Below are 25,489 nucleotides of genomic sequence, written 5' to 3'. Positions count from 1 at the left end.
AAGAGAAATTGCTTTGTTCGTTGGCCCCAGCGTTCGGATCTTGTGCACTTCGGATATCTCTATCGAACGGTTGTGGATCGAAGCGGACATTAGACAAGTTTGGTAGGGATGCTCAGGGAATTAGTAGGATCAAGGGCAACAATGTGGGATGTCGTTTGCGTCCGTTTATAAAACAGTAAGGTCGGCTTCTAGAACCATACCAATGAAGAAATTTGTCACCCGCTGCAAATCTTGCAATCCCTTCAAGCTATTTGTGCAAAAGAATCCACCTGTATGTGGGATCTTCTCGTCCCACATCCTGATGTGGCAGCACGTTTCACAAACTGACCGCAGGTGCGTTGGAGACCGCGTAGGTTACGAGCGCCCAAACGATCGAGGATTGATATGATCGTGGACATAACAAAATGAAGATCGTGTCTCAAAAGATCAAAGTTCTCAATTGGAACACTCATTCTCTTTTCCGTTGATCGGACATGTCGCCAAAACTCGACATCAGAGTCTGTAAAAGCGGGCAAAGTTGACGGTGGATGATCCCGCAGCTTAGCCTTGTAAGTGAGGCCTCTTACTGCACCAAGGGGGCAGCGAGGTTGGGAAAAAGGGGAAAGGGTTTATGTCATTTCAACTCTCTGGCAATGCACCAGAAATATATGAAAATATAATGGTACCGCTATGGTTCGGACGTTGGGCAGAGGCCCTTCTGACATTTGTTTCTTTGAAAGCCGGCGAAACCGTTCTCGATGTTGCTTGTGGGACCGGCGTGACGACCCGAATAGCTAAGCGGGATGTCGGCAGTGATGGGCGAGTGATTGGGTTGGACATCAATGGAGGGATGCTTGCGAAGGCCCGTGAACTGGCTGCTGACATGGATATTACATGGATCGAAAGCGATGTCATTGAGACGGGGCTTTCGGAGCACAGTGTCAATGCGGTCATACCCCAGCATGGCTACCACTACTTTCCTGACCAACCTGCTGCGCTAGCTGAATTCTATCGCGTTCTTGTCCCATCGGGGCGCATCGCAATGTCTATATGGGATGGGCACAGTGCCTACACCAAAGCTATTTGCTCCGCTGTGGAGAAATTCATTTCCCCTGAAATTGCGAGGAAGCAACGCAGTCAAAGGGAAACACCTTCAGCAGAAAGGTTGATTGCGAGATTTTCGGAAGCCGGATTTCGTAATGTTGCTGTTGTACGCCAAGAATTGTTGATCAAAGTTCCCTTGGCTGCAAAGTTCGTCCCGCTACACCTTGGATCGATGCCAATCGCTAGCTCATTTCACAATCTTCCTGATGAAAAGAAAGAGGAACTTATTGCTGACGTCGCCGATGCATTGAGAGGCAATATCGCTGGTGACCAGCTTGTGTATCCAGATGTCGTCAATGTCGTGACGGGGATAAAGTAATCCGGTTTTTTGGGCGTGGAAGCTTATGTCCCGGTACTTTGGACTCAGTGGTGCCGTTCACTGCATGGAGTAGTCCTTGGGCTGCACGCAATATTATAGCGCGTGCATAACTTTACACGCGCCATGTATTTGCAGTCAGGCCTCGCCCCCTGATTTCAGGGCACGTTGAAAAGCGGGGCGGGCTTGGATGGCTTGGGTAAAGGCGGCTAGCTTCGGAAATTCCGCGTCGCGGCCCAGACGCGCGACGACACCGGCAGGAAAGCTGAGCATGATGTCGGCTGCGGACAGGTTATCCAGCACAAAGTGGCCCGAGGGACGCAGCAGGCTTTCCATATAGGCAAAGTGGCTAGTCAGTTCCTGTTGGATGCGGGGGTGCAGGGGGGCACCGGCCTCGCCCAGTAGCCCGACATAGAGGTTGAGCAGGATTGGAGTCATCACCGACCCTTCGGCGAAGTGCATCAGCTCTAAGTGGCGGATGTATTCTGGTGTGCCGAGGGGCGGGATCATCTGTGGCCCATGCGCGGCGCAGATCAGTTCAACGATAGCGGCGGATTCGGTGATCAGCTGGCCATCCATTTCGATCATGGGGGATTTTCCCAGCGGGTGCATAGCGATCAAGTCGGGCGGTGCCAGTCGGGTTTTGGCGTCGCGCTGATAGGCGATCACCTCGTAGGGCACACCGAGTTCTTCTAGCAGCCAAAGGATACGCAGGGACCGGGATTGGTTGAGGTGGTGAACTTTGATCATGGGGGCGCTCCGGTTACGGGTGCCAGTTGCGGATTGCGTCGGCAACGGCTTGGGGTTGTTGATGGCAGAGCCAGTGGTCTGCACCGGGAATCGTGACGCGGGTCAGGTCGGGGGCAAAGTCTTCGAGCCCATTGGTGGATTCAGGCAGCAGTGCCTTGTCGTCATCGCCCCAAATTAGCAGATGGGGTTGGGGTACGTGCAGCTTATCCAGCGGCAGGTTGGGCAGATCGGTGAGCGGTTCGCCCGGCGCGGCAACACGCAGCGGCGAGGCGCGGTACCAGTTCAACATGCCGTTCAGGCGACCGGGACGCGCCCATTCTGTTTTGTAGCGAGCCAGTGTTGCGGCATCAATCCAATCGGTGCCCACGTGATGGCGAAAGAAACGTTCGAGGTTCTTATAATCATTGGCCGAAAAGATCTCGGCGGCGTCGTCGCGGCGCAGGGTGTGGATGTATTGCGAGGCGGCGGATTGCGCGCCACCCGCGGCCATTTCGCGTTGGAACGGCACCGGGTGCACCCCGTTGGCGATGATCAGGCGGCTGACCAGATGCGGTTGGAACATCGCCAGCCCATATGCAACAGCCGCGCCCCAGTCGTGGCCCATCACTGTGACCGGGGCGTCAAACCGGTCGATCAGGGCGACCATGTCGGACACCAGCGCAGCGGTGGAATAGTTCTTGACCCCATCGGGCGCCCAGCTTTGGCCATAGCCCCGTTGATCTGGGGCAATGCAATGAAACCTGTCTTGCAGATAGGGGGCCAGATCTGCCCAAGCCCCACCGTATTCGGGAAAGCCGTGCAGCATTAGCAGGGGCGATAGGTCAGGTTCACCCCAGGTTCTGACAAAGAAATCCTGCCCGTTCAGGGCGATGGTTTTGGTTTGCATCCGTGGGCTCCCTTAGGGCTGACTAAATACACTCAAGCAGCCCCAATGTGAAAAGGGAACTTTGAGGGTTCAGTTACCCTTCGTCAGGGTTTCGAATGTGAGGCCTTGGCCTGTGCGGGCCGCAAAACCTTTCCAATGGGTGTGGTCATCGGTTTCTTTGCCTGCATCATCCACAGCGACAACTCCATCAGCGGCGCGGGTTACCAAATCAAAATAGGCGGCTTTGTTTCCGTCAACCTTGAGGTGTTGGTCCATGAAGGCGGTGGCAAAGTGTTGAGTGATGTTGTTCATCCGGTTTGTGTCCCACACGGCATCAGCGTAGTGGTCGAACGGAATGAAATCGAGCGTTTCGACCGGTTCCCAGCTTTCGATTGGGGCTGGCATGGGGGCGGCGGCATTGTGATTTGCGCCTTCAAAAGTCAACAGGTGACGGTCGGTGCCTATGGTGCCTGCAAAGATCTGACGCATTGCGGCGTAGACCGACACATCATCCGCGCCACCCGCCATAAGCATCAGCGGTTTTTCAAAACCCGCCAGCCCGGTTGTGTCCCAAAAACCGGTGTTCATGCCCCAAGGCCCTATCGCAATGATCGCCTTGACCCGATCATCAACAAGTGCTGCGTGGCTGTCGGATCCGGCGAGATGTTTGGCGAGAAGCCCATTTGGCGTTCCCCAGCTGTATTCGGTCGAGGCTTGCGTAACACCCGCACCGCCAAAGATGAGCGCGCCATAACCACCCATGGAATAGCCGATCACGCCGGTTTGGCTGGTGTCAGTGATGGCGCCAAGTGGACCGCCAAGGGACTCCATCTGGTCAATGACGAACCGCTGGTCGATGGGGCGGTTCAATAAGGTGGACCCAAACGCGGCTTGATCGGAATAGATGCTGTCGGTGTGGTCGATAGAGACGGTGACGTATCCCTTGGAAGCGAGGTTTTCACCCAGATGGGACATCAGAAATCGATTGCCAGGGTAGCCGTGGCTGATCACAATCAGGGGGTAGGTTGTATCGCTGACGGGCGTCGCGTCGCGTGCGGCGCGGCCATGCAGCGTTACCTCGGTTTGCCCATCGCGCAGGTTGGCCTGATAGGTGCCGCCCTGTTCTGTTCCATCAACTGCTGGATACCAGACCTCGACCGTGAGGGGGCGATCATAAAGCGGCGCGGCGTCTGCCGTAGTGTTGAGGATATCGATTTGGCCGGGATTGGTGAATTGTAGGGTCTGCACGCCGATGGGCAAAGCTCCGTAAGGCGCCAGTTCGGGGGCATCAGGGCGCACGCGATCAATCCGGTTTTCGGCGGCGACACCGGTTGCGGTCAAGCTCGCGACGACAGCGGCAGCAGTGAAAGTGGTTTTCATGATTGGCTCCTTAACGCTTGAATTGATCGCCCGACAGATTGTCTCTGAGGTATGAGGGCGGCGGATTTGCTGGGTACTGGTTCAGGTCCGAGTGAAGCAGGGTAGACGGTGCATTGAAATGAAACACTGCAGTGACCCTCCGTCACCTCATGGAATTTCACTAATGTCCACATCATCGACACTTATGTTGATGATTGTAAAAGTCAGAATTTGTTGACCGGGATCAAAGTGAGCCTTCGCGGGGTGGGGTAGGATGCGCTCAAATCAAAAACGGACAGGAGACGACCCTATGGCAACAGCCCCCAACGCCGACAAAATTGCGCTGGTTTCTACCTCAAAAGAAGAGGCTGCAAAGGAGGCAGCCGTAGAGACACAGGCCGCACCGATTCCTGCAAATGACAAAGGCGACACGCAAGCCACGCCCAAAGGCAAGGCCGCCGTTCCAAACGCCGAGCGCGTGCGGCAGGCGTTTGAAACGGGGCGGTATCCGTATTCGCGCAAGATGCCCCGTCGTAAGTACGAAGCGGAAAAGGCGCGGTTGCAGGCAGAGTTGCTGAAGGTTCAGCATTGGGCGCAGGAAACCGGCGAACGGTTCATCTTGCTGTTTGAGGGGCGCGATGCGGCGGGTAAGGGTGGCACGATCAAGCGGTTCATGGAACACCTGAACCCCCGTGCTGCACGCGTGGTGGCGTTGAACAAACCCAGCGAAGAGGAAAAGGGCCAGTGGTATTTCCAGCGCTATGTGCGTGAGCTGCCCACCGAGGGCGAAATGGTGTTTTATGACCGCTCTTGGTACAACCGGGCCGGTGTGGAACGGGTGATGAATTTCTGCGCTCCCAACGAGTACCTGGAATTTATGCGCCAGACGCCCGATCTGGAACGGATGTTGGTGCGTTCGGGCATCCGCTGCTACAAATACTGGTTCTCGGTCACGCGCGAAGAGCAGCTGCGCCGGTTCAAATCGCGTGAGACAGATCCGTTGAAACAGTGGAAACTGAGCCCTATTGATAAGGCGTCGTTGGGCAAGTGGGATGATTATACCGAAGCCAAAGAGGCGATGTTCTTTTACACCGACACAGCTGATGCACCTTGGACGATCATCAAATCCAATGATAAGAAACGCGCACGCCTAAACTGTATGCGCCATTTCCTGTCGACCATTGATTATCCGGATAAAGATCTGGATGTAGTGGGCGAACCTGATCCGTTGATCGTTGGTCAGGCGCATCATGTGATCCATCGCTCGGAACATATACTGGGTACAGCTTTGCACCCGGATGGGCGGACGAAGTAAGCGCATGTTCTGATCTATCAGGATGAAGAATGCGTAGGTGAGCGGTGTTCGCCTGCGTTGCGCAGATGCCATATGCGCCCGAACGCGGCATCTGCGCATGTATTGATTTCAATCCCCTAGTGAACAGCCAATCGGTGACGTTTTTCTGTTGCTTTGTGTCGTTGGGTTGAATTTTTCGACGTGTCATTTTGAAACTTAATAGTCGCCTCTTGTATGAGGCGAAACTCCGCCCTAAGCCTGTTGGGTGAATAAAGTTATGACATATGGCGGGCATGCCCGCGCGATCGCCGTGTTGGGGTTGCCGCTAGTTGGCGGGCACCTAGCACAATTTGCCATTGGTTTGACCGATACGGTCATGTTGGGCTGGTACGGGGTTGAGGAGCTGGCGGCGGTGACGTTGGCCGGAAGCTATTTCTTTATCCTGTTCATGCTGGGCGGTGGGCTTGCCATTGCGATCATGCCGCTGGTTGCGGCGTCGGATGCGCAAGGGGATGATACCTCGATCCGGCGGGTGACGCGCATGGGGCTGTGGCAGACGCAACTCTATGGACTGTTGGCGATGGGGCTGCTGTGGTGGTCCGAGCCGATCTTGTTGGCCTTGGGGCAAAAACCTGATGTGGCCTCGTTGGCGGCAGAGTATCTGCGCGTTGCGGGCTGGGGTATATTCCCAGCGCTGTGGGTGATGGTGTTGAAATCCTATCTTGCGGGGCTTGAGCGCACGCAGATCGTGTTGTGGATCACAATTCTGGCTGCTGTGGTCAATGCCATGGGGAACTATGCGCTGATTTTTGGCAACTGGGGTGCACCACAGTTGGGTATTCAGGGGGCCGGGATTGCATCGGTCGTGACACAGGTGGTGTCGCTGATTGCGGTGGTCATTTACGCGCTGCGAGTGTTGCCCGAGCATGCGCTGTTTCAGCGGTTTTGGCGCCCTGATTGGGAGATGTTTGGACGTGTGTTCAAGATCGGTCTGCCGATTGGTTTAACCAATCTGAGCGAGGTTTCGATGTTCGGGGCGTCGGCCTTTATGATGGGGTGGATTGGCACGGTGCCGTTGGCGGCGCATGGGATTGCGGTGCAGTTGGCAGCGGCGACCTTTATGGTGCATCTGGGTCTGAGCAACGCGGCGACGATCCGGGCAGGCAATGCGTTTGGGCGGCAGGATCGGGCGCATATGGCGCGCGGTGCAGTGGTTGTTACGGCGATCTCGTTGGCGGTTTCAGCGGTGTCCGTGGTGATTTTCCTAACCTGTTCGGATTGGCTGATTTCGTTGTTCTTGAAAGACGGAGAAGACAATCGTGAAGAGATCCTTGCAATTGGCGTTGGACTCTTGGGGATGGCGGCCCTGTTCCAGCTGGTTGATGGTATTCAGGCGATAGCGTTGGGCGTGTTGCGCGGTGTGCAGGATACTGCTGTTCCGATGGTGATGGCTGCACTGAGCTATTGGGTCGTGGGCATTCCAGCCAGTTATGTTTTTGGTTTTATCTTTGGGTGGCAAGGCATTGGCGTCTGGATGGGCTTGGTTTTGGGATTGGGTTGCGCAGCGGTGTTGCTGATGGCGCGGTTCTGGGGGCGCTCGATCAAACAGATTGGCACGGATGGTGTGCCTGCTGAGTGAGAGTACGCCCCTGACGTATCTAGGTGGCCGGGTTTAGGCCACCTGTTGGTGGACTTCGATCACGTTGCCTTCGGGATCCATGAAAAACACCTGATGCCATTCCTTGGCAAATGTGGTTCCGTAATCGGAATAAGGGATGCCATTATCGTCGAGTTTGCTCAGGAAGGCGGGTAGGTCATCGGTGCGAAAGGCGATATGGCCGCGTTCGACCGGGTTGATGACCTGATCGTGATTAAACCCCACATCAAAGGCGCGTTCCGCCAGATGCATCTGCATCGCACCTTCGGTCGCGAAGCGGATTTTTCCCGTGTAACCATGGTCTTTGGTGGCCTCGGTCCGAGGAAAGTTTTCTTGGGCGATGTCATCAAGGCCCAGCACATTGGTATAGAAATCATGCAACCGGTCGACGTCTTCGGAGACAAAGTTGATGTGATGGAATTCCAGTTTCATTAAACTACGGCCTTTGCTTTTTGTCTTGCTTGGCCTGAGCTTAGCGCTGGTGCGATTTGGTGGCTACTGTGTTTTCGGTCGGGTTGGCGGCGTTGAAGTGCAAGAAAGGGCTGGTGTTTTGCATCAAGGGACGGCTTGCTGTGGGTCCAAGCTAAATTTGGGGAGCGTTGGGCATGGTGACACCTCGGGTTGTGCAGATCAGGGAGCTGTTGAAGAGCATCGAAACAGGCGATCCAGGGCCGGTAGCTGTGGTCAATGAGAGTGCGTACATTCAGCACAATCCGCAAACACATGAGGGCAGCGACGGGTTGGCGCAGTTGTTCGCGCGGCTGTCCAAGACCGAACCACGCGTGAATATGGTCCGTGGGTTTCAGGACGGCGAGTATGTGTTCGCGCACATGGAATACGACTTTGCCAGTCGAAAGATCTGTTTCGAGGTGTTCCGGTTTGAGAACGGCCAAGCGGTTGAACATTGGGACAATATCCAAGAACGGCAGGGGCCGAACGGGTCAGGGCACAGTATGGTGGATGGCCCATCTGCAAGCACGGATCTGGACCTGACCGAGGTCAATCGGGCGCTGGTTCGATCGTTTGTTGAGTGCGTGCTGATCGACGGGCAGGTGGAGCGTTTTGAGGATTTTGTGGATGGTACCGCATACACCGAACACAACCCTCATATGGGCGATGATCTGGCAGCGTTGCGGAGCGTGCTTGATCCATCTTCGGCGGGGAGGCTGCGGATTGACTATCAGCATGTGCACCGGGTTCTGGCCGAAGGAAGTTTTGTGCTGAGCGTCAGTGAGGGCGAAGTAGGCGGTGTTCATTCCGCCTTTTATGATCTGTTTCGTGTTGAGGGTGGTAAGATTGTGGAACACTGGGATACCACCGAGAGTGTTGCCCCGCGCGCCGAGTGGAAGAACCAGAACGGCAAATTCTGATACGGGGGCATACGCCGCGCTCCAAGTGGCGGGTAAAGGCCGTTACCGCTTCATCAACCTATCTGCTTTCTTGCGTACCAGCACGGACCGCAGATCGTGCATCGCCAGCAGCAAATCGTCGGTGATTTCTTCCAATTGGTCATCACCTGCTTTGGATTGCGCCCAATGGGTGGTCAGGTTCAGGTAATCGACGGCGCGATGGATGTCGTCGATATCGCGTTCCGACAATAGGGCAATACGGTTGGCCATCCAGGTTTTGATTTCCTGACGGTCTTGTTTGGTTAAATCGCGCCCGCCGTGGGGTTTGATTTCGCCGTTGCGGATGTTCACAACGGCGATCTGGTCCATTTCAATCCGACGTTGCCGGTTTTCGGTGTCCACACGAAAGACAAAAGCCCCGTTGTCGCGGACACGGAAGTAGTATTCTGGCAGTTCGGTTGTCATGCGCTTGTCTGTCCTTCCATTACCCGCCAAAGGCTGCCATCTGGGTCGATCATCGCAAACATGCGAGGGGCGTCACCATTGGCTTGCATTGGCGCGGTGAGGCGTGGGGCGTCGTTGGTTTGGCTCCAGTGGTCCAGTGCGGTCCATTGGCTGTGTTGTGTATCGATGTCAGGCAGGCGCAAGCTGGCGGAAAACCAGCTTTCCTTGGGGTTCAGATCGGGATGAGGAAAGAATTCGACCATCATCCCGTTTAAATCCAAAATCATCCAACCCTCCCCACGATAGACGGTTTGAAAGCCGAGCGCGTGATAAAACACCTCGGTAATTCCAAAGTCCCGGCTGGGAAGGTTGGCGGTGATTTTGCCTGTTGTCATTGCAATCCTGCGCAGAATTTCTGAATGCGGGTGCAGGCCTCTTGCAGGGCCTCGTCAGACGTAGCGTAGCTGACGCGGAAGTTTGGGGAAAGCCCGAAGGCAGCCCCGAAGACCACGGCGACGTCGGCCTCTTCGAGTAGGGCGATGGCAAAATCCTCGTCGGTGTCGATTTTGGTGCCTTTGGGGGTGGTTTTCCCGATCAGCCCAGAAATCGAAGGGTAGACGTAAAACGCGCCTTCGGGTTTGGGACAGGTCATGCCGTCGATTTCGTTCAGCATTTTAACAACCAAATCGCGGCGGCGGACGAATTTTTCATTGTTGGGAGCGAGGAAATCCTGTGTGCCATTCAATGCTTCGACGGCGGCCCACTGGCTGATCGTGCAGGGGTTTGAGGTCGATTGTGACTGAACCTTTCGCATGGCCGAGATCAGCTCAACCGGGCCAGCGGTATAGCCGATGCGCCAGCCAGTCATTGCATAGGCTTTGGACACGCCGTTGCAGGTCAGGGTGCGGTTATAGAGTTGCGGTTCTACCTGCGCGGGGGTGCAAAATTCAAACCCGTCATAGGCGAGGTGTTCGTACATGTCATCGGTCATCACCCAGACGTGGGGATGGCGCAGCAGAACGTCGGTCAATTCTTTCAGCTCTTCGCGGCTATAGCCGGCACCGGTCGGGTTCGACGGTGAGTTGAAGATGAACCATTTGGTTTTGGGGGTGATCGCCGCCTCAAGCTGATCCGCGGTTAGTTTGAAGTTGGTCTGGATCGAGGTTTCCGCAACAACGGGCGTGCCACCAGCCAACAGCACCATATCGGGGTAGCTGACCCAATAGGGAGCGGGGATGACGACTTCGTCGCCTTCGTTCAGGGTGGCCATCAACGCATTATAGAGCGTCTGTTTTCCGCCAGTGCCGACAGAAATCTGGGCCGGTGTGTACTCCAACCCGTGGTCGCGCAGCATCTTGTCACAGACAGCCTGTTTCAGTTCAGGGATGCCATCTGGGGCGGTGTATTTGGTTTTGCCAGCTGCAATCGCTGCGATGGCGGCGTCTTTGATGTTTTGAGGGGTGTCAAAGTCCGGCTCGCCTGCGCTGAGGCCGATAACGTCGCGGCCAGCGGCCTTGAGCTCGGCTGCTTTGGCGGTCATCGCGATGGTGGGCGAAGGTTTGACGCGGGACAGTGTCGCAGACAGGAAACTCATGGTGGGCCTCGGTTTGTATGTTGGGTCAACCTGTCATAGGGTGCGCCTGATTGACGATCAAGCGATATGCAGATGAAGCGGCAGGAGAGCCCAGATGAGTAATGACAGCGATTGGTTTGGACCGGAATCGGCGACCTTTGGAGACCGTGTAGCAGGTGGGCGTGAAGCAGCCGGGATGACACAGGCACAGCTGGCGCGCCGTCTTGGAGTCAAAAAGGCCACGGTCACTGGCTGGGAACAGGATTTGTCAGAGCCGCGCGCCAATAAGTTGTCGATGATGGCGGGGCTGTTGAATGTTTCGATCATGTGGCTGCTAACGGGCGAAGGCGATGGCATGGAAGCCCCCGCGGGCGAAGTGACACCGATCGAGGGTCTGTCTGATGTCGTGGCTGAATTGCGCGCGATCCGGTCCGATATGCGGGCAAACGCTGAGCGTGCTGCGCGATTGGAAAAACGGCTGCGTCAAATGTTAGGTCAGCCCTAATGACGGAAACGCACGAAAACCGGCTGAAACGGATGACCATGCGTTCTATGCGGCGTGGGATCAAAGAGATGGATATCATCCTGCTGGCTTATGCCGAGGCTAACCTGAGCGGGATGGATGCCGCCCAGTTGGACCTGTATGATGCGATGCTGCATGAGAATGACCAAGATCTGTATCAGTGGGTCACGGGGCAGGTGCCAACGCCCGATCCTTATGGTGAATTGGTCGCAGATATCTCGCAAACGTTTCAAAAATAGCACAATTTCCAGCTTAACTGATTATTCGGCTTTTGGCGTCATTTTGAGATGCACAAAAAAGCGAGTCGGAGAAACGGATGAGTATGGAGATGCAGATTGCCCCGACCGGCAACAAAGGGTTCATGACCAGCTATCTAGAAGCACTGGCGTTGGTCGAACGACTGCACCGGCTGCTACTGGATGTGATCAAGGACGAATTTGAGCGGGTCGGAGAGCTGGAAATAAACGCGGTGCAGGCGTTGTTGCTGTTCAATATTGGCGACAATGAGGTCACCGCCGGTGAATTGAAAAGCCGCGGTTATTATCAGGGCAGCAATGTCAGCTATAACCTAAAGAAGCTGGTCGAGATGGGGTACATGCACCATCAACGGTGCGAGATTGACCGCCGGTCGGTTCGGGTTCGATTGACCCAGCGTGGGCGCGAGATCCGCGATGTGGTTTCAGAACTGTTCCTGCGCCATGCCGAAGGGCTACAAGGCAAAGGGGTGATTGACCCTGAAGGGATCGTGGATATCACCAATTCGCTCAAGCGGGTTGAACGGTATTGGACGGATCAGATCCGCTATATCTATTAGGGATAAGTCGAAGTGGCCCGACGCTGTGCTGCCAAATAGTAAAATCGGAGGTCACCCCAGAGGTAACCTGGATCTTTGGGTGCCTGCGCCAAAGGGTGATCGGCTGAGAGTGGTAATACCGCTCACGTGACTGCAGAGGCAGAGCTAGAATGCGCGCGCGGCCGGGGTGAACTCGGCCGCGCACGCTGGTCTGTCCAGACTGGGGTTTACCAGTGACCTGTGCTGTCCATGCTGACCCAAGGTTCTGCGGGTGCAAGGGCATCGCCATTTTGCAGCAGTTCGATCGAGATGTTGTCGGGCGAGCGAACAAACGCCATGCGCCCGTCACGAGGAGGGCGATTGATCACAACGCCGTTGTCCTGCAGGTGCTGGCACATCGCATAAATATCATCGACGCCATAGGCGAGGTGGCCAAAGTGGCGGCTGTCGCTAGGCAGGCCTTCGTCGCCATCCCAGTTATAGGTCAATTCAAGGGCGGCATTCTCTTGTCCCGGAGGGGCCAGATAGACCAAGGAAAAGCGACCTTCTTCACTGTCGTATTGCTTTGTCTTTTCGAGGCCGAATAGTTTGTAAAATGCCATCGATTTTTCGAGATCTTTTACGCGCACCATCACGTGCAAATAGGTGAGGGCCATTGAGGGTCTCCTTGGGTGAACAACGTTGAGTGCGACATTAGCGTGCTTGTCTGACTTGTCGAGCAAGGCCAGATCAAAAAGCGGATTGAATTCCGAAATTCACGCCAAACCGCTTTGCATCATAGAGCGAAATGTTGCTGTCTGTCTTAGATGCGGTCACCCGCATAGTTGGGTTGAAACCGTAGTAGTCGACTTTGTTAAAGACCATGGTCAAATCCGCCTGAATGCGATCTTCGCGGCGGCCATCGCGGTGGTGGGGTGAGAAATCATAGTTCCGTTTACGCGCCCAAAGGCCCAAATGCATTGTGGCACCGGCAACCTTTTTAGGCAGGGTCAGTTGCGCGCGCAAACCCAACTCGTGAAACTCATCAAGGGCCAGAGGGGAAGTAGCAAAGGCACCCGTGACATTGGTCCAAAGAAGCGCGCCGCTCTGTAATCTGTGCGTATAGGAAAAGTCTGTGCGCACGGTGTCAGAATCGCTGCGGGTGATGCCGTCTTGTTTCTCGCCCGAAACCCGCAGGTTCACGCGGTTTCCGCTTTGCAACTTATAGCTCTGGCCTAGGCTAAGACGAGCAAAGCGGGCGTATTCATCGCCGCCATACCAACTTTGGCCGATATCGAACACGGTGCGGAATTCCCCCCGGCGATCCAGATTGATGCGTTTGTACCCGTAGCCAAGGGTGTAAGAGGCAAAGGCGAAATCATTGCCTTCGGCGTTGGGGGCAAGGGCTTTGGCGCTAGACGACAAGGTGTAGTGGCGTACATCTGCAGTAAAGATGATGTCATGCGCCTGTGTAGGTGTTTCGGAAAATCGGTAACGGGTGGTCAGGCCAAGACTGTATTCGATGCCCGACAGGGCGCGTGCGGTGCCGGGTAATTGATAATCGACGGGTTGACCTGCGATGATCTCGGACAGGCGGTAATTTAGAAACGACGACCGTTCGGAAGAGCCGTTGTTGATGTTGGAATCTGGCGTGATAGAGAACGAAATTCGCGCCAACCATGGATTGCGGGCTTTGACATAGCGGAAATCGCCGATGGCTTGCTGGGTGGCCCGTTCATCGGGCGCGTGTTCGACGGCCCGGCGCAACCACCATTGAGCACGGGTGCGGTGCCCTTGAGATGACAGGATCTGCGCCATGGTGCGCGAGCTGGAGTAGAGTTCAGCTTTGGTTTCGCTGAGTGACCAAGCGGTTTTGGCAGATGTGCGCGCGGTACCAAACTGCTGCAGATCGCGCAGCGCGCGGGCGCGGATCAAATGTGACATCACGTCCTGATCATCGCGTTTCAGCAAGGCGTCAGAATATCTTAGCGCGCGTTCGGGCTGCCCAAGCTGCAAATCTTGGATCGCGACCGCTTTGAGTTGATCTGGAGATAGCTTTACAGTCTTGGCCTGACCTTGGGTCATGGCCAAGAGCGAAAGGCTTACCCCCACCGCAAGACAGAACCGTCGGGATAGCCGCCCCATGGTCAATTATACACGATAAAGCCGCCCGTTTCGCGCGCCGCTACGCCATCTATCGGCAGAGTTGATTCCAGCACGACTACACCGACAATTTCATCAGCGTTATCGCCAGAGACGATTGCATAGTAGTTCCCCGTTTCAAATGCGACGACATTGCCATCTGCATCGGTGTAACTGCTGCTGATCTCGCCCAGAATTTCACCGTTATCATCTATCACCCCGGGGCCGACACTGAAGGCCGCGCCCGGAATAGCTGTCAAGCCGGCGCCGTGCGCGGCGAGCACAGATTGTGTAATGTCAGCGCCTGTGCGGGAATCAAAAATTCTTCGGTTGTTGATGACACCCCGTACAGCATCACCACGAGATCCGGTGCTGTCGTTGAAATCGTCAAAGTCGATTTGGATATTCACATCAGCTGTTGTATATTGCAGATCTCCTGCACCGTTGGGATCGCGAATACCTGCGAGTGTCCCGCGATAGGCGGCTTGGCCAGTAGTCGGTAAGGTGACGCCGCCATCGCGTTGATAAACAAAACCACCAAAGCCATAATTGAGATAATTGCCGGTGCGAACAATCGCAAAGCGGGTGTTGCCGGATGTGCTTTCGCCATAGATGGCGCGGTGTCCATACTGGTTGATGAGTGCTCCGTCGAACCGATCCGGCTCGGTTAGAGGGGCCTCATATACGGCGAAGGGGCCAAGGTTAGGGACATCTGAATCGCGCGTGTAGCTGTTGTTGCCATCAAAGGCGATGTTATCGACCGTGAAAACGTCGGTGTCCGCGTTATAGGTCACTGATTGTGCATACCCATCGCCGAGACGGTCCCCAGTATTGCGGGGCTCGCGTCTGAGAATGTCACTGTTGGGCGTCGGGTTTTCTGTGCCGGGCGGCATCTCGCGCGTCGAGGGCGTTGGAGTAGGATCAGGATCTGGGTTTGTATTGAATGGATCACCGTCCCCGCCGCCGCACGCAGACAGAGAAACGGTCGCTGCGATTGCAACGAGAATTTTTTTCATGACAGCCTGCCTCAGCTCGATTTTTTTAGCGTATTTTTTCTGAAATTTCAGCGCTCTGAAGCGGAAAGTCAACTAAAGATGGTGCACACGTTACGATTGTTTTTGGAAGTTGTTCTATTTGCAATACCCTATCTAGCGGTTTCAGTGTGGGGACTGCGGATATATAGTGGGGGCCGACTCATCTTGTAAAAGGACGCCCCCCAATGCCGCTGTCGCCCGAGCAACAGGCCGAAATCGATACTCTGCGCGCTGCGCCGCAACCAACACTGCGTGCTGTTTCACCGGGACTGGAGGCGCATTTGTACACGGCGCATCAGGTGCTGGATCATGGGTTTGTCCGGGTTATTGACTATATGGGCGATGATGCGGCGATTTGTCAGGCGGCGCGCGTGTCGTATGGCAAGGGCACCAAATCGGTGCAAAACGACGAAGGCCTAATTCGCTATTTGATGCGGCATTGGCATTCGACTCCGTTCGAGATGTGCGAATTAAAATTGCATGTGAAACTGCCTGTTTTTGTGGCGCGTCAGTGGATTCGCCATCGCACCGCAAACGTGAATGAATATTCTGCGCGCTATTCGATTATGGATCGCGAGTTTTATATTCCTGCGCCTGAGCAGATGGCGGCGCAATCTGTGGTGAACAACCAAGGTCGCGGTGACGCGTTGCAGGGTGAAGAGGCGGCGCGGGTTCTGGAAATACTCAAAACCGATTCGATGCGCGCTTACGACCATTACGAAGAGATGATTGGTCAAGATGGGCAACAAGGTCTGGCGCGTGAATTGGCAAGGATGAACCTGCCGACCAACATTTATACCCAATGGTATTGGAAAGTGGATTTGCACAACCTGTTCCACTTTTTGCGACTGCGTGCGGATGCCCATGCGCAGTATGAGATTCGGGTTTATGCGGATGCGATCTGTAACATCGTCGCGGATTGGGTGCCATTTGCTTACAAAGCGTTTGAAGATTACCGGTTGGGCTCGGTTACTATGTCGGCGCAAATGGTGGACTGCATGGGCCGCATGTTAAAAGGCGAAGCTGTGACGCAAGAAAGCTCTGGAATGTCTGCGCGGGAATGGCGGGAGTTTCAGGATGTGATTGAAAAATCATAATTATTCAATCGCTTATCCGAATGAAGAGAGCGGTCAAATTGGCCGCTCTTTTGCATTGTTCAAAACTATTGCCGATGTGCAGGGGGTAAAGCACAAAACACAGTAGGTCGCAAAAGTATAGCCGCCAATGCGGATGCTTTGGTCAGTAAACGTCTATGAAAAACCACCGGAGGGTTAGAAATGGCAACCACCCGGTGATCTATAGATTGAGGCATCGCCCCGGCCTCAAAAACCGGGGCGACGCAAAGCTATTTATAAGGGTCGCAGATCCGCAGCCATCTGCCGCCCGTCACGCCCATCCTGAAGTTCGTAAGAAACTTTCTGATTATCAGCTAGGCCAGTCAGACCAGAACGTTCGACCGCAGAAATGTGCACAAACACATCTTTGCCGCCTTCGTCCGGAGCAATAAAGCCAAAACCCTTTGTCGTATTAAACCATTTCACGGTGCCAGTCGGCATGTCCCGTGTCTCCTTCTACTTTGCACGTGGCCCCTCAATTATCGGGGTAGTGAATAGCATAACCCAAGGATTGTACTGCACTCTGTACACGCCAGAGCGGAGAAGCAATCAAGTGTTACACCGTGGACAAGATTGCATGGTCGCGCCAAAAATCAAGAGAAAGGGGATGTAATCGGCGGGAATGCCCGATATTTCCTCAGGAAAATCTGGAGGGGATATGAGACTTTTTGGCCTAAAGAATTGCGATACATGCCGTAAGGCGCTGAAATCGCTTGGTGAAGTTGAGTTTTTTGATGTGCGCTCTGATGGGGTGCCTGAATATGTTATGTCGTGTGCATTTGAAACCTTTGGCGATGCATTGGTGAATACGCGGTCCACAACGTGGCGCGGATTGAACGAGTCAGAGCGTTCGCGCCCGAGTTTGGAGCTGTTGGCCGAGCACCCCGCTTTGATGAAGCGCCCCTTGATTGAGCGGGACGGGGAATTGTTTTTGGGATGGACCCCTGACACCCGGTCTGCTCTTGGCGTGGCGTGACGCCGATCCTATCTGAGGGTCTGGATTTGGAGAATACACATGCGCAATGCGGCCCTTGTTTTGGGAATTATTGGCGGGCTGATAGGGATGCTCGTTGGGTTTTTCAGCTTTGGTTATGTCGAAGCTGTGCAACATTTTGGTGAGATTGATGGGGTGGCCGAGCAGGTTGATAACGCTGATCTGATCCAAGTGACCTCGATCGTGTCGCCGATGTTGGCCATCGCCGGTGGCGCCATGGCGCGGGCACGTGCCTTGTGGGGCGGGCTGTTGCTGCTGGTGTCGTCAGTGGGAATGTATGTGGCCTTTGGGTTTAACGTGTTCACGATGTTCCCCATTGCCTTTGCTGGTGTTGGCGGTGTGTTGGCCGTGGCTGCGGGCAAGCCAGATGTAGAAAAGGCCCATTTCTAAATGGAAAAGCACCGGCTCCTGAGGGGAGCCAGTGCCATTTTTTGTATGAGTGGTGGTATTATTTACGCAGGCGCGGTTGCTGTGCGGCGGCGCAACAGAGCATCGATTGACAGGAACCCGGCACCTTTGACGACGATAAAGGTCAGGGTAAAGACCCAGAACAGGCGCTGATCCATAATCACGCCATCAGACAGGTGGTCAAACCACGCGCCCAGCGTTTTGATATCGGTTGCCCCATGACCGTAGATGTCGGTTAGGGATTGCATGACAACAAAGCCGATCATTCCCAGTGCTGCCAGACGGGTGGCGAGACCAATCACGATCAGGAGCGGCAAGATGAATTCGGCGTAAGTGCCGGCCATGACCACAACCCAGTGAAAAAAGCTGAGCTGAGAGGCATCATAGCCAACGGCTTCGAGCTGTTTTGGAAAGATCTGGCTGTAGGCGCCGATTGAGGGGCTGAAGAGGCCAAAGGTACCATCGCCCAGTTTGGTCAGGCCAGAATTCCAATAATAGATCCAAAGGGTTGCCGCAAAGGTAAAGCGAGCAAACAGAGGCAACAACCAATCTCCGGCGCGTTCGACCTGGTCGAAGATTAAATTGTGGATCGAGACAAGCGCGTTCATGGCCTTATCCTTTTGTGGTGAGTGATGTCAGGGCACCGCCCTGCAAAAGCAGAGCCAATGTGGTGCCGAGGTCGAAGTCTGGGTGAGTTGTGGTGGTTTGGGCATGGGCCGCGCCAATGGTGGCCCCGGCTTGCAGGGCCGCGATCCATTCTGCGCCACCCGCTGGCAGCGCGTTGGGGATCGGGTCAAATTCGGGGCGGCTGATCAGTACGGTCTCTGGATCGCCGCCGGGCTGTGGGGAACCATCGATCATGTTGAATTGCCAGATGCCGTAGATCGGCCAATCTGACGGGATGATCTGCATGGCCGGGGCAAATGTAACCGTCGCCTGCATCAAGAGGTCTGGGTCGATGGCCAAGGCCTCGGGCGAGATGGGGGTGCTGTCGGCGGCATGATAGGACCGGCGCATCGCCAGTTCGAGCCGGGCGACATCGGGCAGATAACCCAGGTGCGACAGTTGTTGCATCCCGGCCAGAAACTGGGGGAACGCATCGCCATAGTGCATCATCAAAGGTGAGGTCGGAGGGTGTTGGCGTAGGAACAGCCCTGCGAGCCCATCCATATTCTGCGCGCCCAGCAGTTTAGTGATGACAGGAAAAGCCTGATGCATCGCCTCGGTCAGAGACACGGCGACGTTGTTGCGATAGACGGAAAACCGGCGCCCTGCAGGGCGGTTTGCAGCGTCGCTGAGCCCGTCGGGAACGGGCTGCGTTGGGGCCAAAAGGGCGGACACAAAGAGACCTTGTGACACGCTCATGCGAGAACCCGGTTCAGAGCGGAGTGCGCGCGCGCGGCCTCGGCTTGCAGGATGGGCCAGTCAGGCACGTCAGTGTCCCATTCTACCAGAACCGGTTTAGGGCCAGAGCGGTCCAGAACATAATCAAGCAGCGACCAGACCGGATCGACCACTTCGCGTCCGTGGCTGTCGATCAACAAGGGGTGGCCATGGTCATCAAGGTCTTCGTCGTGACCACCGAGGTGGATTTCGCCGACCTGATCCAGTGGATAGGCTTCGATGTAGCTTTGTGGTGAAAAGTCGAGATTGACCGCAGACACAAACACGTTGTTCACATCCAGCAACAGTCCGCAGCCGGTGCGCCGGGCGATTTCCCGCAAGAAATCGGGCTCGGACCAGGTGCTTTCGTCAAAGGACAGGTAAGAGGACGGGTTTTCCAACAGCATCTGGCGGCCCACGGTGGTTTGCACCTGATCGATGTGATCGCAGACCTGGGTCAGCGTCGCGTCGGTATAGGGCAGGGGCAGCAGGTCATTCAGGAAATGGCTGTCGTGCGTGGACCACGCGAGGTGTTCTGAAAAGCTGGCGGGGTTAAGCCAGTCAACAAGGTGTTTCAAGCGGGCGAGGTGGTCGCTGTCCAAGGGGCCTTCGCTTCCGATAGAGAGGCCAACGCCATGCACGGAAATCGGAAACTGTTGCGAAAGGTGGCGCAGTTGCGCCAAAGGGCGTCCGCCATCGCCCATGTAATTCTCGGCGTGGATTTCAAGCCAGCCCACAGGCCCGGCGCTGTCAAGAATGTCGTTGAATTGCTGGGGCTTGTATCCGACCCCGGCCGCAGCAGGGAGACGATTTGATCTGAGAGTGCTGTCCAGCATAGCAAAGCCCATATGTTCTATAAGGAGGGGCGAGCGCAATGTGCGCACGGCTCGCCCCGATATCTTAGAGTGGTTTATGCAGGCAGGTCACGCTCCAGCGCTTCGAGAGAGCCAGCGCGGGCTGATCCGTCTGCTTGCTTGGGCAGATCCATTGTGGTGCATGAACCGGCGTCAACCAGAGTCCAGGCGTTGCCTTGATAATCAACAGTGGATGTACCGGCGCATGTGGTGCCGGGACCGGCGGCGCAGTCGTTTTTACCGGCCAGAGATACGCCATAGCATTTCTCTTTGGCTTGTGCGCTGGCGGTTGTGGTAGAGACAGCGGTCAGAGCGGCTGCAACGGCGCCGGCTACGGCGAAAGCTTTAACGGTGTTCGACATCTGAGTAATCCTCTTGAGTGATTGCGTCTGTCTGTAGTGACAAGACCAAACTAACGCCTTGCGGAACGGACTTGAATTCACGAGCCCGTGTCTCACGCGCCCGTCAACCAATGTTATGGGCGGGGTGGTGTTAATGTTTTGTTTTTAAGGGGGATTTTCAGACATGTTACAAACCGGCCCGGATTTGGGGGCCGGTTTGCGTGTGTTTTAGATGCGAATGTTACAGCAGATCAGGAGCGGTCGCTTCGATCGCCAGAGCGTTTGTTACATCTTCAAGGCTTTGAACCGAACTTTGTTTTTGGCCAAGCCGACGCACAGACACGGTGCGCTCTTCGACTTCGCGGTGACCGATGGCTAGAATAACTGGAACCTTGCCAACCGAATGCTCGCGAACCTTGTAGTTGATCTTTTCGTTGCGAATATCGGCCTCGGCGCGGACACCAGCAGCGCGTAGTGTTTCAACAACTTCCGCTACATAATCATCTGCATCCGACGTGATTGATGCAACGACGACCTGACGAGGGGCCAGCCAGAACGGCAGCTTGCCCGCGTGTTCTTCGATCAGGATGCCGATGAAGCGTTCGAACGAGCCCAAAGTCGCACGGTGCAGCATGACGGGACGATGGCGTGCCCCATCCGCCCCTACAAAGGACGCGTCGAGACGCTCGGGCAGGTTCGGGTCAACTTGAAGCGTGCCACATTGCCAATTCCGGCCGATGGCATCGGTCAGAGTGAACTCCAGCTTAGGACCATAAAACGCGCCTTCGCCTTCGAGGACTTCGAATTCGTACCCGGCCGCATTACAGGCATCGCCAAGGGCCTTTTCTACCCGATCCCAGCTTTCATCGCTGCCGATCCGCTGTTCAGGACGGGTCGAGAGCTTGATGGTCCAATCGTGGAACCCGAGGTCGGCATAGACCTTGGAGAGGAAGGCGATGAACTTGGCTGTTTCTGCGGTGATCTGATCCTCGGCACAGAAGATGTGGCCATCGTCCTGCGTAAAGCCGCGCACGCGCATGATGCCGTGCAACGCACCTGATGGTTCATACCGGGCACAAGATCCGAATTCGGCCATGCGTAGAGGCAGGTCGCGATAGGATTTGAGGCCCTGATTGAACACCTGCACGTGGCAGGGGCAGTTCATTGGTTTCAGAGCGTTTACGGCCTTTTCGCGGGCATGATCTTCGTCGACTTCGACGATGAACATGTTTTCTTGATACTTGTCCCAGTGGCCTGACGCCTCCCACAACTTACGGTCAACGACCTGTGGGGTGTTCACTTCGACATAGCCGTCGCGTTCCTGCATCCGGCGCATGTAGTCCTGCAGCTGGGTGTAGATTTTCCAACCGTTGGGGTGCCAGAAGATTTGGCCAGGGGCCTCTTCCTGCATGTGGAACAGGTTCATTTCGCGGCCCAGTTTGCGGTGGTCGCGCTTGGCGGCCTCTTCCAGCATGGTCAGGTGGGCTTTGAGCTTTTCCTTGCCGGTGAAGGCAACACCATAGATCCGCTGCAACATGGCGCGGTTGCTGTCGCCGCGCCAATAGGCACCGGCGATGGACATCAGTTTGAAGCTGTCGCCGGGAACCTGTCCGGTGTGCTGCAGGTGTGGCCCACGGCACAGATCCTGCCAGTGGCCGTGCCAGTACATGCGCAAGGGCTCATCCCCGGGGATGGCGTCGATCAGTTCAACTTTGTAGGGCTCGTTATTGGCGGTGTAGAATTCAACAGCACGCTGACGATCCCAGACCTCGGTGGTCACGGGCTCGCGCTTGTTGATGATTTCTTTCATCTTTTTTTCGATGGTGCCAAGGTCTTCGGGGGTGAAGGGTTCGGCGCGATCAAAGTCATAGTACCAGCCGTTTTCGATCACGGGGCCGATGGTGACTTTGGTCGCGGGCCAGATTTCCTGCACCGCACGGGCCATGATGTGCGCCAGATCGTGACGGATAAGCTCGTTCGCCTGGGCTTCGTCCTTCATGGTGTGCAGGGCGATGTCGGCATCCGCATCGATAGGCCACTGAAGATCCCAGTGCTGGCCGTTGACGGTCGCGCTGATGGCTTTTTTGGCGAGAGAGGTAGAGATGTCAGCCGCGACCTGTGCAGGGGTTACGCCCGCGTCATAGGATCGTGCATTACCATCAGGAAGGGTGAGAGAGATTTGGGCCATGGTCTGGCTGCTCCTCGTCGGTTTGGCGCCCACTGAACGCCCGGTTGCGGGTTATGTGTCCGGCCTATTTGGAGCGGCGCGCGAGGCAAGTCAAGATGTGTCTGGGGCCTGTATTGGGGTACTCTGGGCCTGTGCAATTGGTTTTCTAACAAAAACAGGATTGCAGACCGGCTAAAGGCCTCGCATGATCAAGAAAATATCAAGGGGGGCCAACGTGCCAGCGACGGATTTTCTGGAAACAGCACAGGGCCAAAAATTGGCCTATCACAAAACTGAGGGTGACGGACCAACTATGGTTTTCCTTGGTGGGCTGAAGTCGGATATGGAGGGCACAAAAGCGGTGCATCTAGAAGCCTGGTGTCGGGCGCGCGGGCAGGCTTTTTTGCGGTTCGATTATTCTGGACATGGCGAAAGTTCGGGTACGTTTGACGAGGGATGCATTGGCGATTGGCACGCTGATACGCTGGCTGCGGTTGATGATCTGACAACGGGTCCTTTGATTGTTGTGGGATCGTCTATGGGTGGGTGGCAGGCGCTGTTGTTGGCGCGCGAACGGTCTGATCGGATTGCGGGCTTGGTGACGGTTGCCGCAGCGCCTGATTTCACCGAAGACGGATGGTGGGCGTCGTTTGATGATGCGCAAAAAATTTGCCTGGAAAGTGATGGCTATATCGAGCTGCCCTCGGATTACATGGAGCCTTATTACGTCACCAAGCGGATGATTATGGATGGGCGCGAGCGGTTGGTGCTGCGATCACCTTTGTCCTTGCCGTTTCCTGTGCGGTGCCTTCAGGGAACCGCAGACACAGCGGTGAAGACAGAAACCGCAGTGCGGTTGATAGAACATGCAACGTGTGAAGATATGCGCTTGTTGTTGGTCAAAGATGCGGATCATCGGTTTTCGGACGGGCCGTGTTTGGGGCTGATCGAGCAGGCCGTCTTGGACGTAATGGAGGCCGCATGATACGCAGCGTGGGCAAGTTTTTGGGGCGTAGCGCGCTGGCTGTGATTGCTTTGGGCGGGGCGTTCTGGGTCTTTGGTCCATATGAAGAGGTCAATCTCTCCCCGACATTTGAGCCGCGCAAATTCGGCGAAGGGGTTCAGGTCTATTTTGAAAGCACTGAATCGGGGTTCAAGGATATCACGTCGGGCGTCGCCAAGCGGGTGATCTGGCAGGATGGGTTCAAAGAGCAGCGCACGCCTTATTCTGTTGTGTATTTGCACGGGTTTTCTGCGACATCCGAGGAAATCCGCCCGGTCCCGGATCGGGTGGCCGCGGCGCTGGGTGCCAATCTGGTCTTTACCCGTTTACGCGGTCATGGCCGGGGCTCTGACCCGATGATCGAAGCAACTGCTTCGGATTGGATGCAGGACGCTGCTGAGGCGCTTGCGGCAGGCCGCGCAGTTGGTGAACAGGTTGTAGTGATCGCGACCTCGACGGGTGCTACCTTGGCCGCGGCTGCGGCGCTAAACCCAGAGATGAGCAAGGATGTGGCTGCAGCCGTGTTTGTCTCACCCAATTTTGGTTTGAATGATCCGTTTGCCTGGATTTTGACCTTGCCCGCAGCGCGCCATTGGGCGCCGTTGTTGATGGGTGGTGAACGCGTTACCTCGGGCGGGAATCCGGAAAAGGACAAATACTGGACTACGCGGTATTCTTGGGGGGCGTTGGCTCCATTGGCGGCTTTGGTTCGGGATATCGAAGCGCTTGATTTTTCTCAGGCAACGGTTCCTGCCTTGTTTCGATTGTCGGACGAAGACCGGGTTGTGCGCCCGGATCTTGGCCATGAAGTCGCTGGGCGGTGGGGTGCTACCGCATTGGTGCAGGTGGTCAAGATGGGTCCCCAAGACGACCCAGCAGCGCATGTCATCACAGGCGATATCATGTCACCAGGACAAACCGATAAGACGGTTCGTGATATTCTGGCCTGGCTTGAAACGCATGGGATTAGATGATGGAACAAAGGGTGAGTTTGATCACGCTTGGTGTGCCGGACATGGCGCATGCGACAACGTTTTACGAGGCCTTGGGCTGGCGCCGTGTTGAGACACCGGATGGGGTGATTGCGTTTGATCTTATTGGTCAGGTTTTGGGCCTGTATCCGCTGCAGAAGCTGGCTGAGGATATGGGGTTGCCGTTGGCCGATTTAGGGCAGGGGGCCATGACGCTTAGTTATAACTGCCGGACCAAAGACGATGTCGGGGATGTTCTGAAACGGGCGGCCCAAGCGGGAGCTGAGATCATCAAACCCGCAGTGGATGTGTTCTGGGGCGGGTACCATGGCTATTTCCGCGCCCCGGACGGCACGATCTGGGAAATTGCACACAACCCGTTTTCCGCCTTGGGACCAAACGGGGAGTTCTGTTGGAACGGGTATAGCTGATGCGCACGCCAGGCAGCATGTGGAGCCTTGAAACGTTTGGGCGACAGCGGCTGTCACGACATTTTTTCATGCGAGATTTCCTGTACTCCGAAATCGGGAATTACCATGAAAAACAAAACCTCCCGGATAATCCGGATCTGGTTTTGGAAACTGGGCGGGCGTTTTGTGAAACCCTGATGGACCCGCTTGAGGAAACCTTTGGCCGGGTGGCGGTGCGGTCTGGATATCGCTCGCCGTCGCTGAACCAATTTGGCAATGACAACAAGCTCAACTGCGCGAGAAACACCCACCCGTTAGAGTGCCATATTTGGGACCGGGGTATTGGGGATGACAGGATTGCAGGGGCGTCCGTCGTGATCCCATGGTTTGCCGATCAATACGCGTTGGGCCGTGATTGGCGGGATCTAGCTTGGTGGCTGCATGATCACTTGGACTATTCAGAGGTCTGGTTCTTTCCCAAACTTTGCGCATTTAATCTGGTTTGGCGTCCTTTGCCTTTGCGCCGGATCGACAGCTATATTGCGCCGCGTGGACGGCTGATTTTGGAGGGGCAAGATCCCGACACACCTCTTGCTGAGCGGCGCGCATGCTATGCGGATTTTCCGCCGTTTCGGGGCATTGATTATCCCTAAGGTAAGACTTGCTCGTTCGAGGCAAAACA

At 55.6% G+C, this 25,489-nt stretch carries 31 protein-coding genes; 15 read left to right on the top strand and 16 right to left on the bottom strand.

Going from position 1 to position 25,489, the window contains the following annotated elements:
• Window positions 1–610: 610 nt before the first annotated feature.
• Window positions 611–1,402 (top strand): class I SAM-dependent methyltransferase, encoded by a 792-nt coding sequence (locus ABWV33_RS14865; protein ID WP_353331837.1) that lies wholly within the window; start codon window positions 611–613, stop codon window positions 1,400–1,402.
• 135 nt (window positions 1,403–1,537) lie between these two features.
• Here the strand turns inward: ABWV33_RS14865 and ABWV33_RS14860 are convergent, their stop codons facing one another.
• From ABWV33_RS14860 to ABWV33_RS14850, 3 genes are all read right to left on the bottom strand, one after another.
• Complete coding sequence (locus ABWV33_RS14860; protein WP_353331835.1) at window positions 1,538–2,149, bottom strand: glutathione S-transferase family protein; 612 nt, start codon at window positions 2,147–2,149, stop codon at window positions 1,538–1,540.
• A gap of 13 nt (window positions 2,150–2,162) precedes the next feature.
• Entirely contained in the window at window positions 2,163–3,035 is an 873-nt protein-coding gene (locus tag ABWV33_RS14855; RefSeq protein ID WP_353331833.1) for an alpha/beta fold hydrolase, read from the bottom strand.
• 69 nt (window positions 3,036–3,104) lie between these two features.
• The gene (locus ABWV33_RS14850; protein WP_353331831.1) at window positions 3,105–4,394 is read right to left on the bottom strand and encodes an alpha/beta hydrolase family protein; all 1,290 of its coding nucleotides are present in this window, start codon (window positions 4,392–4,394) and stop codon (window positions 3,105–3,107) included.
• Window positions 4,395–4,683: 289 nt separating this feature from the next.
• Between ABWV33_RS14850 and ppk2 the strand changes: the two genes are divergently transcribed.
• Entirely contained in the window at window positions 4,684–5,688 is a 1,005-nt protein-coding gene (ppk2, locus tag ABWV33_RS14845; RefSeq protein WP_113823303.1) for a polyphosphate kinase 2, read from the top strand.
• A 256-nt stretch (window positions 5,689–5,944) separates the two neighbouring features.
• Window positions 5,945–7,306, top strand: coding sequence for an MATE family efflux transporter (locus ABWV33_RS14840; RefSeq protein ID WP_353331829.1), 1,362 nt, complete (start codon window positions 5,945–5,947; stop codon window positions 7,304–7,306).
• A gap of 33 nt (window positions 7,307–7,339) precedes the next feature.
• Here ABWV33_RS14840 and ABWV33_RS14835 read toward each other — a convergent pair whose 3' ends face one another.
• Window positions 7,340–7,756 (bottom strand): VOC family protein, encoded by a 417-nt coding sequence (locus ABWV33_RS14835; protein ID WP_353331827.1) that lies wholly within the window; start codon window positions 7,754–7,756, stop codon window positions 7,340–7,342.
• Window positions 7,757–7,929: 173 nt separating this feature from the next.
• Here ABWV33_RS14835 and ABWV33_RS14830 point away from each other — a divergent pair, with 173 nt between their 5' ends.
• Window positions 7,930–8,694, top strand: a complete 765-nt coding sequence (locus ABWV33_RS14830; RefSeq protein ID WP_353331825.1) for a nuclear transport factor 2 family protein — start codon at window positions 7,930–7,932, stop codon at window positions 8,692–8,694.
• Between the two features lie 42 nt (window positions 8,695–8,736).
• On the opposite strand, the gene ABWV33_RS14825 is transcribed toward ABWV33_RS14830, so the two are convergent.
• The 3 genes from ABWV33_RS14825 to ABWV33_RS14815 are packed head-to-tail and all read right to left on the bottom strand — an operon-like array spanning window position 8,737 to window position 10,711.
• A complete protein-coding gene (locus ABWV33_RS14825; RefSeq protein ID WP_113823307.1) occupies window positions 8,737–9,138 on the bottom strand; it encodes a hypothetical protein in 402 nt (133 codons plus the stop codon).
• Window positions 9,135–9,512, bottom strand: a complete 378-nt coding sequence (locus ABWV33_RS14820; RefSeq protein ID WP_353331823.1) for a DUF8817 family protein — start codon at window positions 9,510–9,512, stop codon at window positions 9,135–9,137. Before ABWV33_RS14820 ends, ABWV33_RS14825 begins: the two co-directional genes overlap by 4 nt.
• On the bottom strand, window positions 9,509–10,711 hold the full coding sequence (locus tag ABWV33_RS14815) for a pyridoxal phosphate-dependent aminotransferase (RefSeq protein WP_353331822.1): 1,203 nt from the start codon (window positions 10,709–10,711) through the stop codon (window positions 9,509–9,511). Before ABWV33_RS14815 ends, ABWV33_RS14820 begins: the two co-directional genes overlap by 4 nt.
• Before the next feature lie 94 nt (window positions 10,712–10,805).
• Here ABWV33_RS14815 and ABWV33_RS14810 point away from each other — a divergent pair, with 94 nt between their 5' ends.
• From ABWV33_RS14810 to ABWV33_RS14800, 3 genes are all read left to right on the top strand, one after another.
• Window positions 10,806–11,195, top strand: a complete 390-nt coding sequence (locus ABWV33_RS14810; RefSeq protein WP_121998698.1) for a helix-turn-helix domain-containing protein — start codon at window positions 10,806–10,808, stop codon at window positions 11,193–11,195.
• Window positions 11,195–11,452 carry an FAD assembly factor SdhE gene (locus ABWV33_RS14805; RefSeq protein ID WP_113823311.1) on the top strand — a complete coding sequence of 86 codons (258 nt, stop codon included), beginning with the start codon at window positions 11,195–11,197 and terminating at the stop codon, window positions 11,450–11,452. The genes ABWV33_RS14810 and ABWV33_RS14805 overlap by 1 nt, the downstream gene beginning before the upstream one ends.
• Window positions 11,453–11,529: 77 nt before the next feature.
• The gene (locus tag ABWV33_RS14800; RefSeq protein ID WP_162930695.1) at window positions 11,530–12,027 is read left to right on the top strand and encodes a MarR family winged helix-turn-helix transcriptional regulator; all 498 of its coding nucleotides are present in this window, start codon (window positions 11,530–11,532) and stop codon (window positions 12,025–12,027) included.
• 206 nt (window positions 12,028–12,233) lie between these two features.
• On the opposite strand, the gene ABWV33_RS14795 is transcribed toward ABWV33_RS14800, so the two are convergent.
• The 3 genes from ABWV33_RS14795 to ABWV33_RS14785 form a co-directional block, all read right to left on the bottom strand.
• Window positions 12,234–12,662, bottom strand: coding sequence for a VOC family protein (locus ABWV33_RS14795; protein WP_113823313.1), 429 nt, complete (start codon window positions 12,660–12,662; stop codon window positions 12,234–12,236).
• Between the two features lie 73 nt (window positions 12,663–12,735).
• On the bottom strand, window positions 12,736–14,130 hold the full coding sequence (locus ABWV33_RS14790) for a surface lipoprotein assembly modifier (protein ID WP_353331819.1): 1,395 nt from the start codon (window positions 14,128–14,130) through the stop codon (window positions 12,736–12,738).
• 2 nt (window positions 14,131–14,132) lie between these two features.
• Window positions 14,133–15,143 (bottom strand): hypothetical protein, encoded by a 1,011-nt coding sequence (locus ABWV33_RS14785; RefSeq protein ID WP_353331817.1) that lies wholly within the window; start codon window positions 15,141–15,143, stop codon window positions 14,133–14,135.
• 203 nt (window positions 15,144–15,346) lie between these two features.
• Here ABWV33_RS14785 and thyX point away from each other — a divergent pair, with 203 nt between their 5' ends.
• Window positions 15,347–16,258, top strand: a complete 912-nt coding sequence (gene thyX, locus ABWV33_RS14780; protein WP_353331815.1) for an FAD-dependent thymidylate synthase — start codon at window positions 15,347–15,349, stop codon at window positions 16,256–16,258.
• A 252-nt stretch (window positions 16,259–16,510) separates the two neighbouring features.
• Here the strand turns inward: thyX and ABWV33_RS14775 are convergent, their stop codons facing one another.
• Window positions 16,511–16,717: a cold-shock protein gene (locus ABWV33_RS14775; RefSeq protein ID WP_113823318.1), complete on the bottom strand. Its 207-nt coding sequence runs from the start codon at window positions 16,715–16,717 to the stop codon at window positions 16,511–16,513.
• A gap of 217 nt (window positions 16,718–16,934) precedes the next feature.
• Between ABWV33_RS14775 and ABWV33_RS14770 the strand changes: the two genes are divergently transcribed.
• Window positions 16,935–17,252: an ArsC/Spx/MgsR family protein gene (locus tag ABWV33_RS14770; RefSeq protein ID WP_353331813.1), complete on the top strand. Its 318-nt coding sequence runs from the start codon at window positions 16,935–16,937 to the stop codon at window positions 17,250–17,252.
• Window positions 17,253–17,291: 39 nt separating this feature from the next.
• Window positions 17,292–17,660 (top strand): hypothetical protein, encoded by a 369-nt coding sequence (locus ABWV33_RS14765; RefSeq protein ID WP_353331811.1) that lies wholly within the window; start codon window positions 17,292–17,294, stop codon window positions 17,658–17,660.
• Window positions 17,661–17,722: 62 nt separating this feature from the next.
• Here ABWV33_RS14765 and ABWV33_RS14760 read toward each other — a convergent pair whose 3' ends face one another.
• From ABWV33_RS14760 to thrS, 5 genes are all read right to left on the bottom strand, one after another.
• On the bottom strand, window positions 17,723–18,286 hold the full coding sequence (locus tag ABWV33_RS14760; RefSeq protein ID WP_353331809.1) for a DoxX family protein: 564 nt from the start codon (window positions 18,284–18,286) through the stop codon (window positions 17,723–17,725).
• Window positions 18,287–18,290: 4 nt separating this feature from the next.
• Window positions 18,291–19,043 carry an HvfC/BufC family peptide modification chaperone gene (locus tag ABWV33_RS14755; protein ID WP_353331807.1) on the bottom strand — a complete coding sequence of 251 codons (753 nt, stop codon included), beginning with the start codon at window positions 19,041–19,043 and terminating at the stop codon, window positions 18,291–18,293.
• Entirely contained in the window at window positions 19,040–19,897 is an 858-nt protein-coding gene (bufB, locus tag ABWV33_RS14750) for an MNIO family bufferin maturase (protein WP_353331805.1), read from the bottom strand. Before bufB ends, ABWV33_RS14755 begins: the two co-directional genes overlap by 4 nt.
• Before the next feature lie 74 nt (window positions 19,898–19,971).
• Window positions 19,972–20,277 (bottom strand): BufA1 family periplasmic bufferin-type metallophore, encoded by a 306-nt coding sequence (locus ABWV33_RS14745; RefSeq protein ID WP_113823324.1) that lies wholly within the window; start codon window positions 20,275–20,277, stop codon window positions 19,972–19,974.
• 220 nt (window positions 20,278–20,497) lie between these two features.
• Entirely contained in the window at window positions 20,498–22,444 is a 1,947-nt protein-coding gene (gene thrS, locus ABWV33_RS14740) for a threonine--tRNA ligase (protein ID WP_353331803.1), read from the bottom strand.
• On the opposite strand from thrS, the gene ABWV33_RS14735 reads away from it, so the two are divergent.
• The 5 genes from ABWV33_RS14735 to ABWV33_RS14715 are packed head-to-tail and all read left to right on the top strand — an operon-like array spanning window position 22,443 to window position 25,460.
• Window positions 22,443–22,619 (top strand): hypothetical protein, encoded by a 177-nt coding sequence (locus tag ABWV33_RS14735; RefSeq protein ID WP_164619588.1) that lies wholly within the window; start codon window positions 22,443–22,445, stop codon window positions 22,617–22,619. The two genes, thrS and ABWV33_RS14735, sit on opposite strands and share 2 nt — an antisense overlap.
• Before the next feature lie 39 nt (window positions 22,620–22,658).
• Window positions 22,659–23,408: an alpha/beta fold hydrolase gene (locus ABWV33_RS14730; protein ID WP_353331801.1), complete on the top strand. Its 750-nt coding sequence runs from the start codon at window positions 22,659–22,661 to the stop codon at window positions 23,406–23,408.
• On the top strand, window positions 23,405–24,400 hold the full coding sequence (locus tag ABWV33_RS14725; RefSeq protein ID WP_353331799.1) for an alpha/beta hydrolase: 996 nt from the start codon (window positions 23,405–23,407) through the stop codon (window positions 24,398–24,400). Before ABWV33_RS14730 ends, ABWV33_RS14725 begins: the two co-directional genes overlap by 4 nt.
• Window positions 24,400–24,828, top strand: coding sequence for a VOC family protein (locus ABWV33_RS14720; RefSeq protein ID WP_353331797.1), 429 nt, complete (start codon window positions 24,400–24,402; stop codon window positions 24,826–24,828). The genes ABWV33_RS14725 and ABWV33_RS14720 overlap by 1 nt, the downstream gene beginning before the upstream one ends.
• A 17-nt stretch (window positions 24,829–24,845) precedes the next feature.
• Window positions 24,846–25,460 (top strand): hypothetical protein, encoded by a 615-nt coding sequence (locus ABWV33_RS14715; RefSeq protein ID WP_113823500.1) that lies wholly within the window; start codon window positions 24,846–24,848, stop codon window positions 25,458–25,460.
• Window positions 25,461–25,489 lie beyond the last annotated feature (29 nt).

The organism is Phaeobacter sp. NW0010-22 (genome assembly GCF_040365955.1).
GTDB lineage: Bacteria > Pseudomonadota > Alphaproteobacteria > Rhodobacterales > Rhodobacteraceae > OMPR01.
This window is presented reverse-complemented; position numbering and strand designations above follow the sequence as displayed.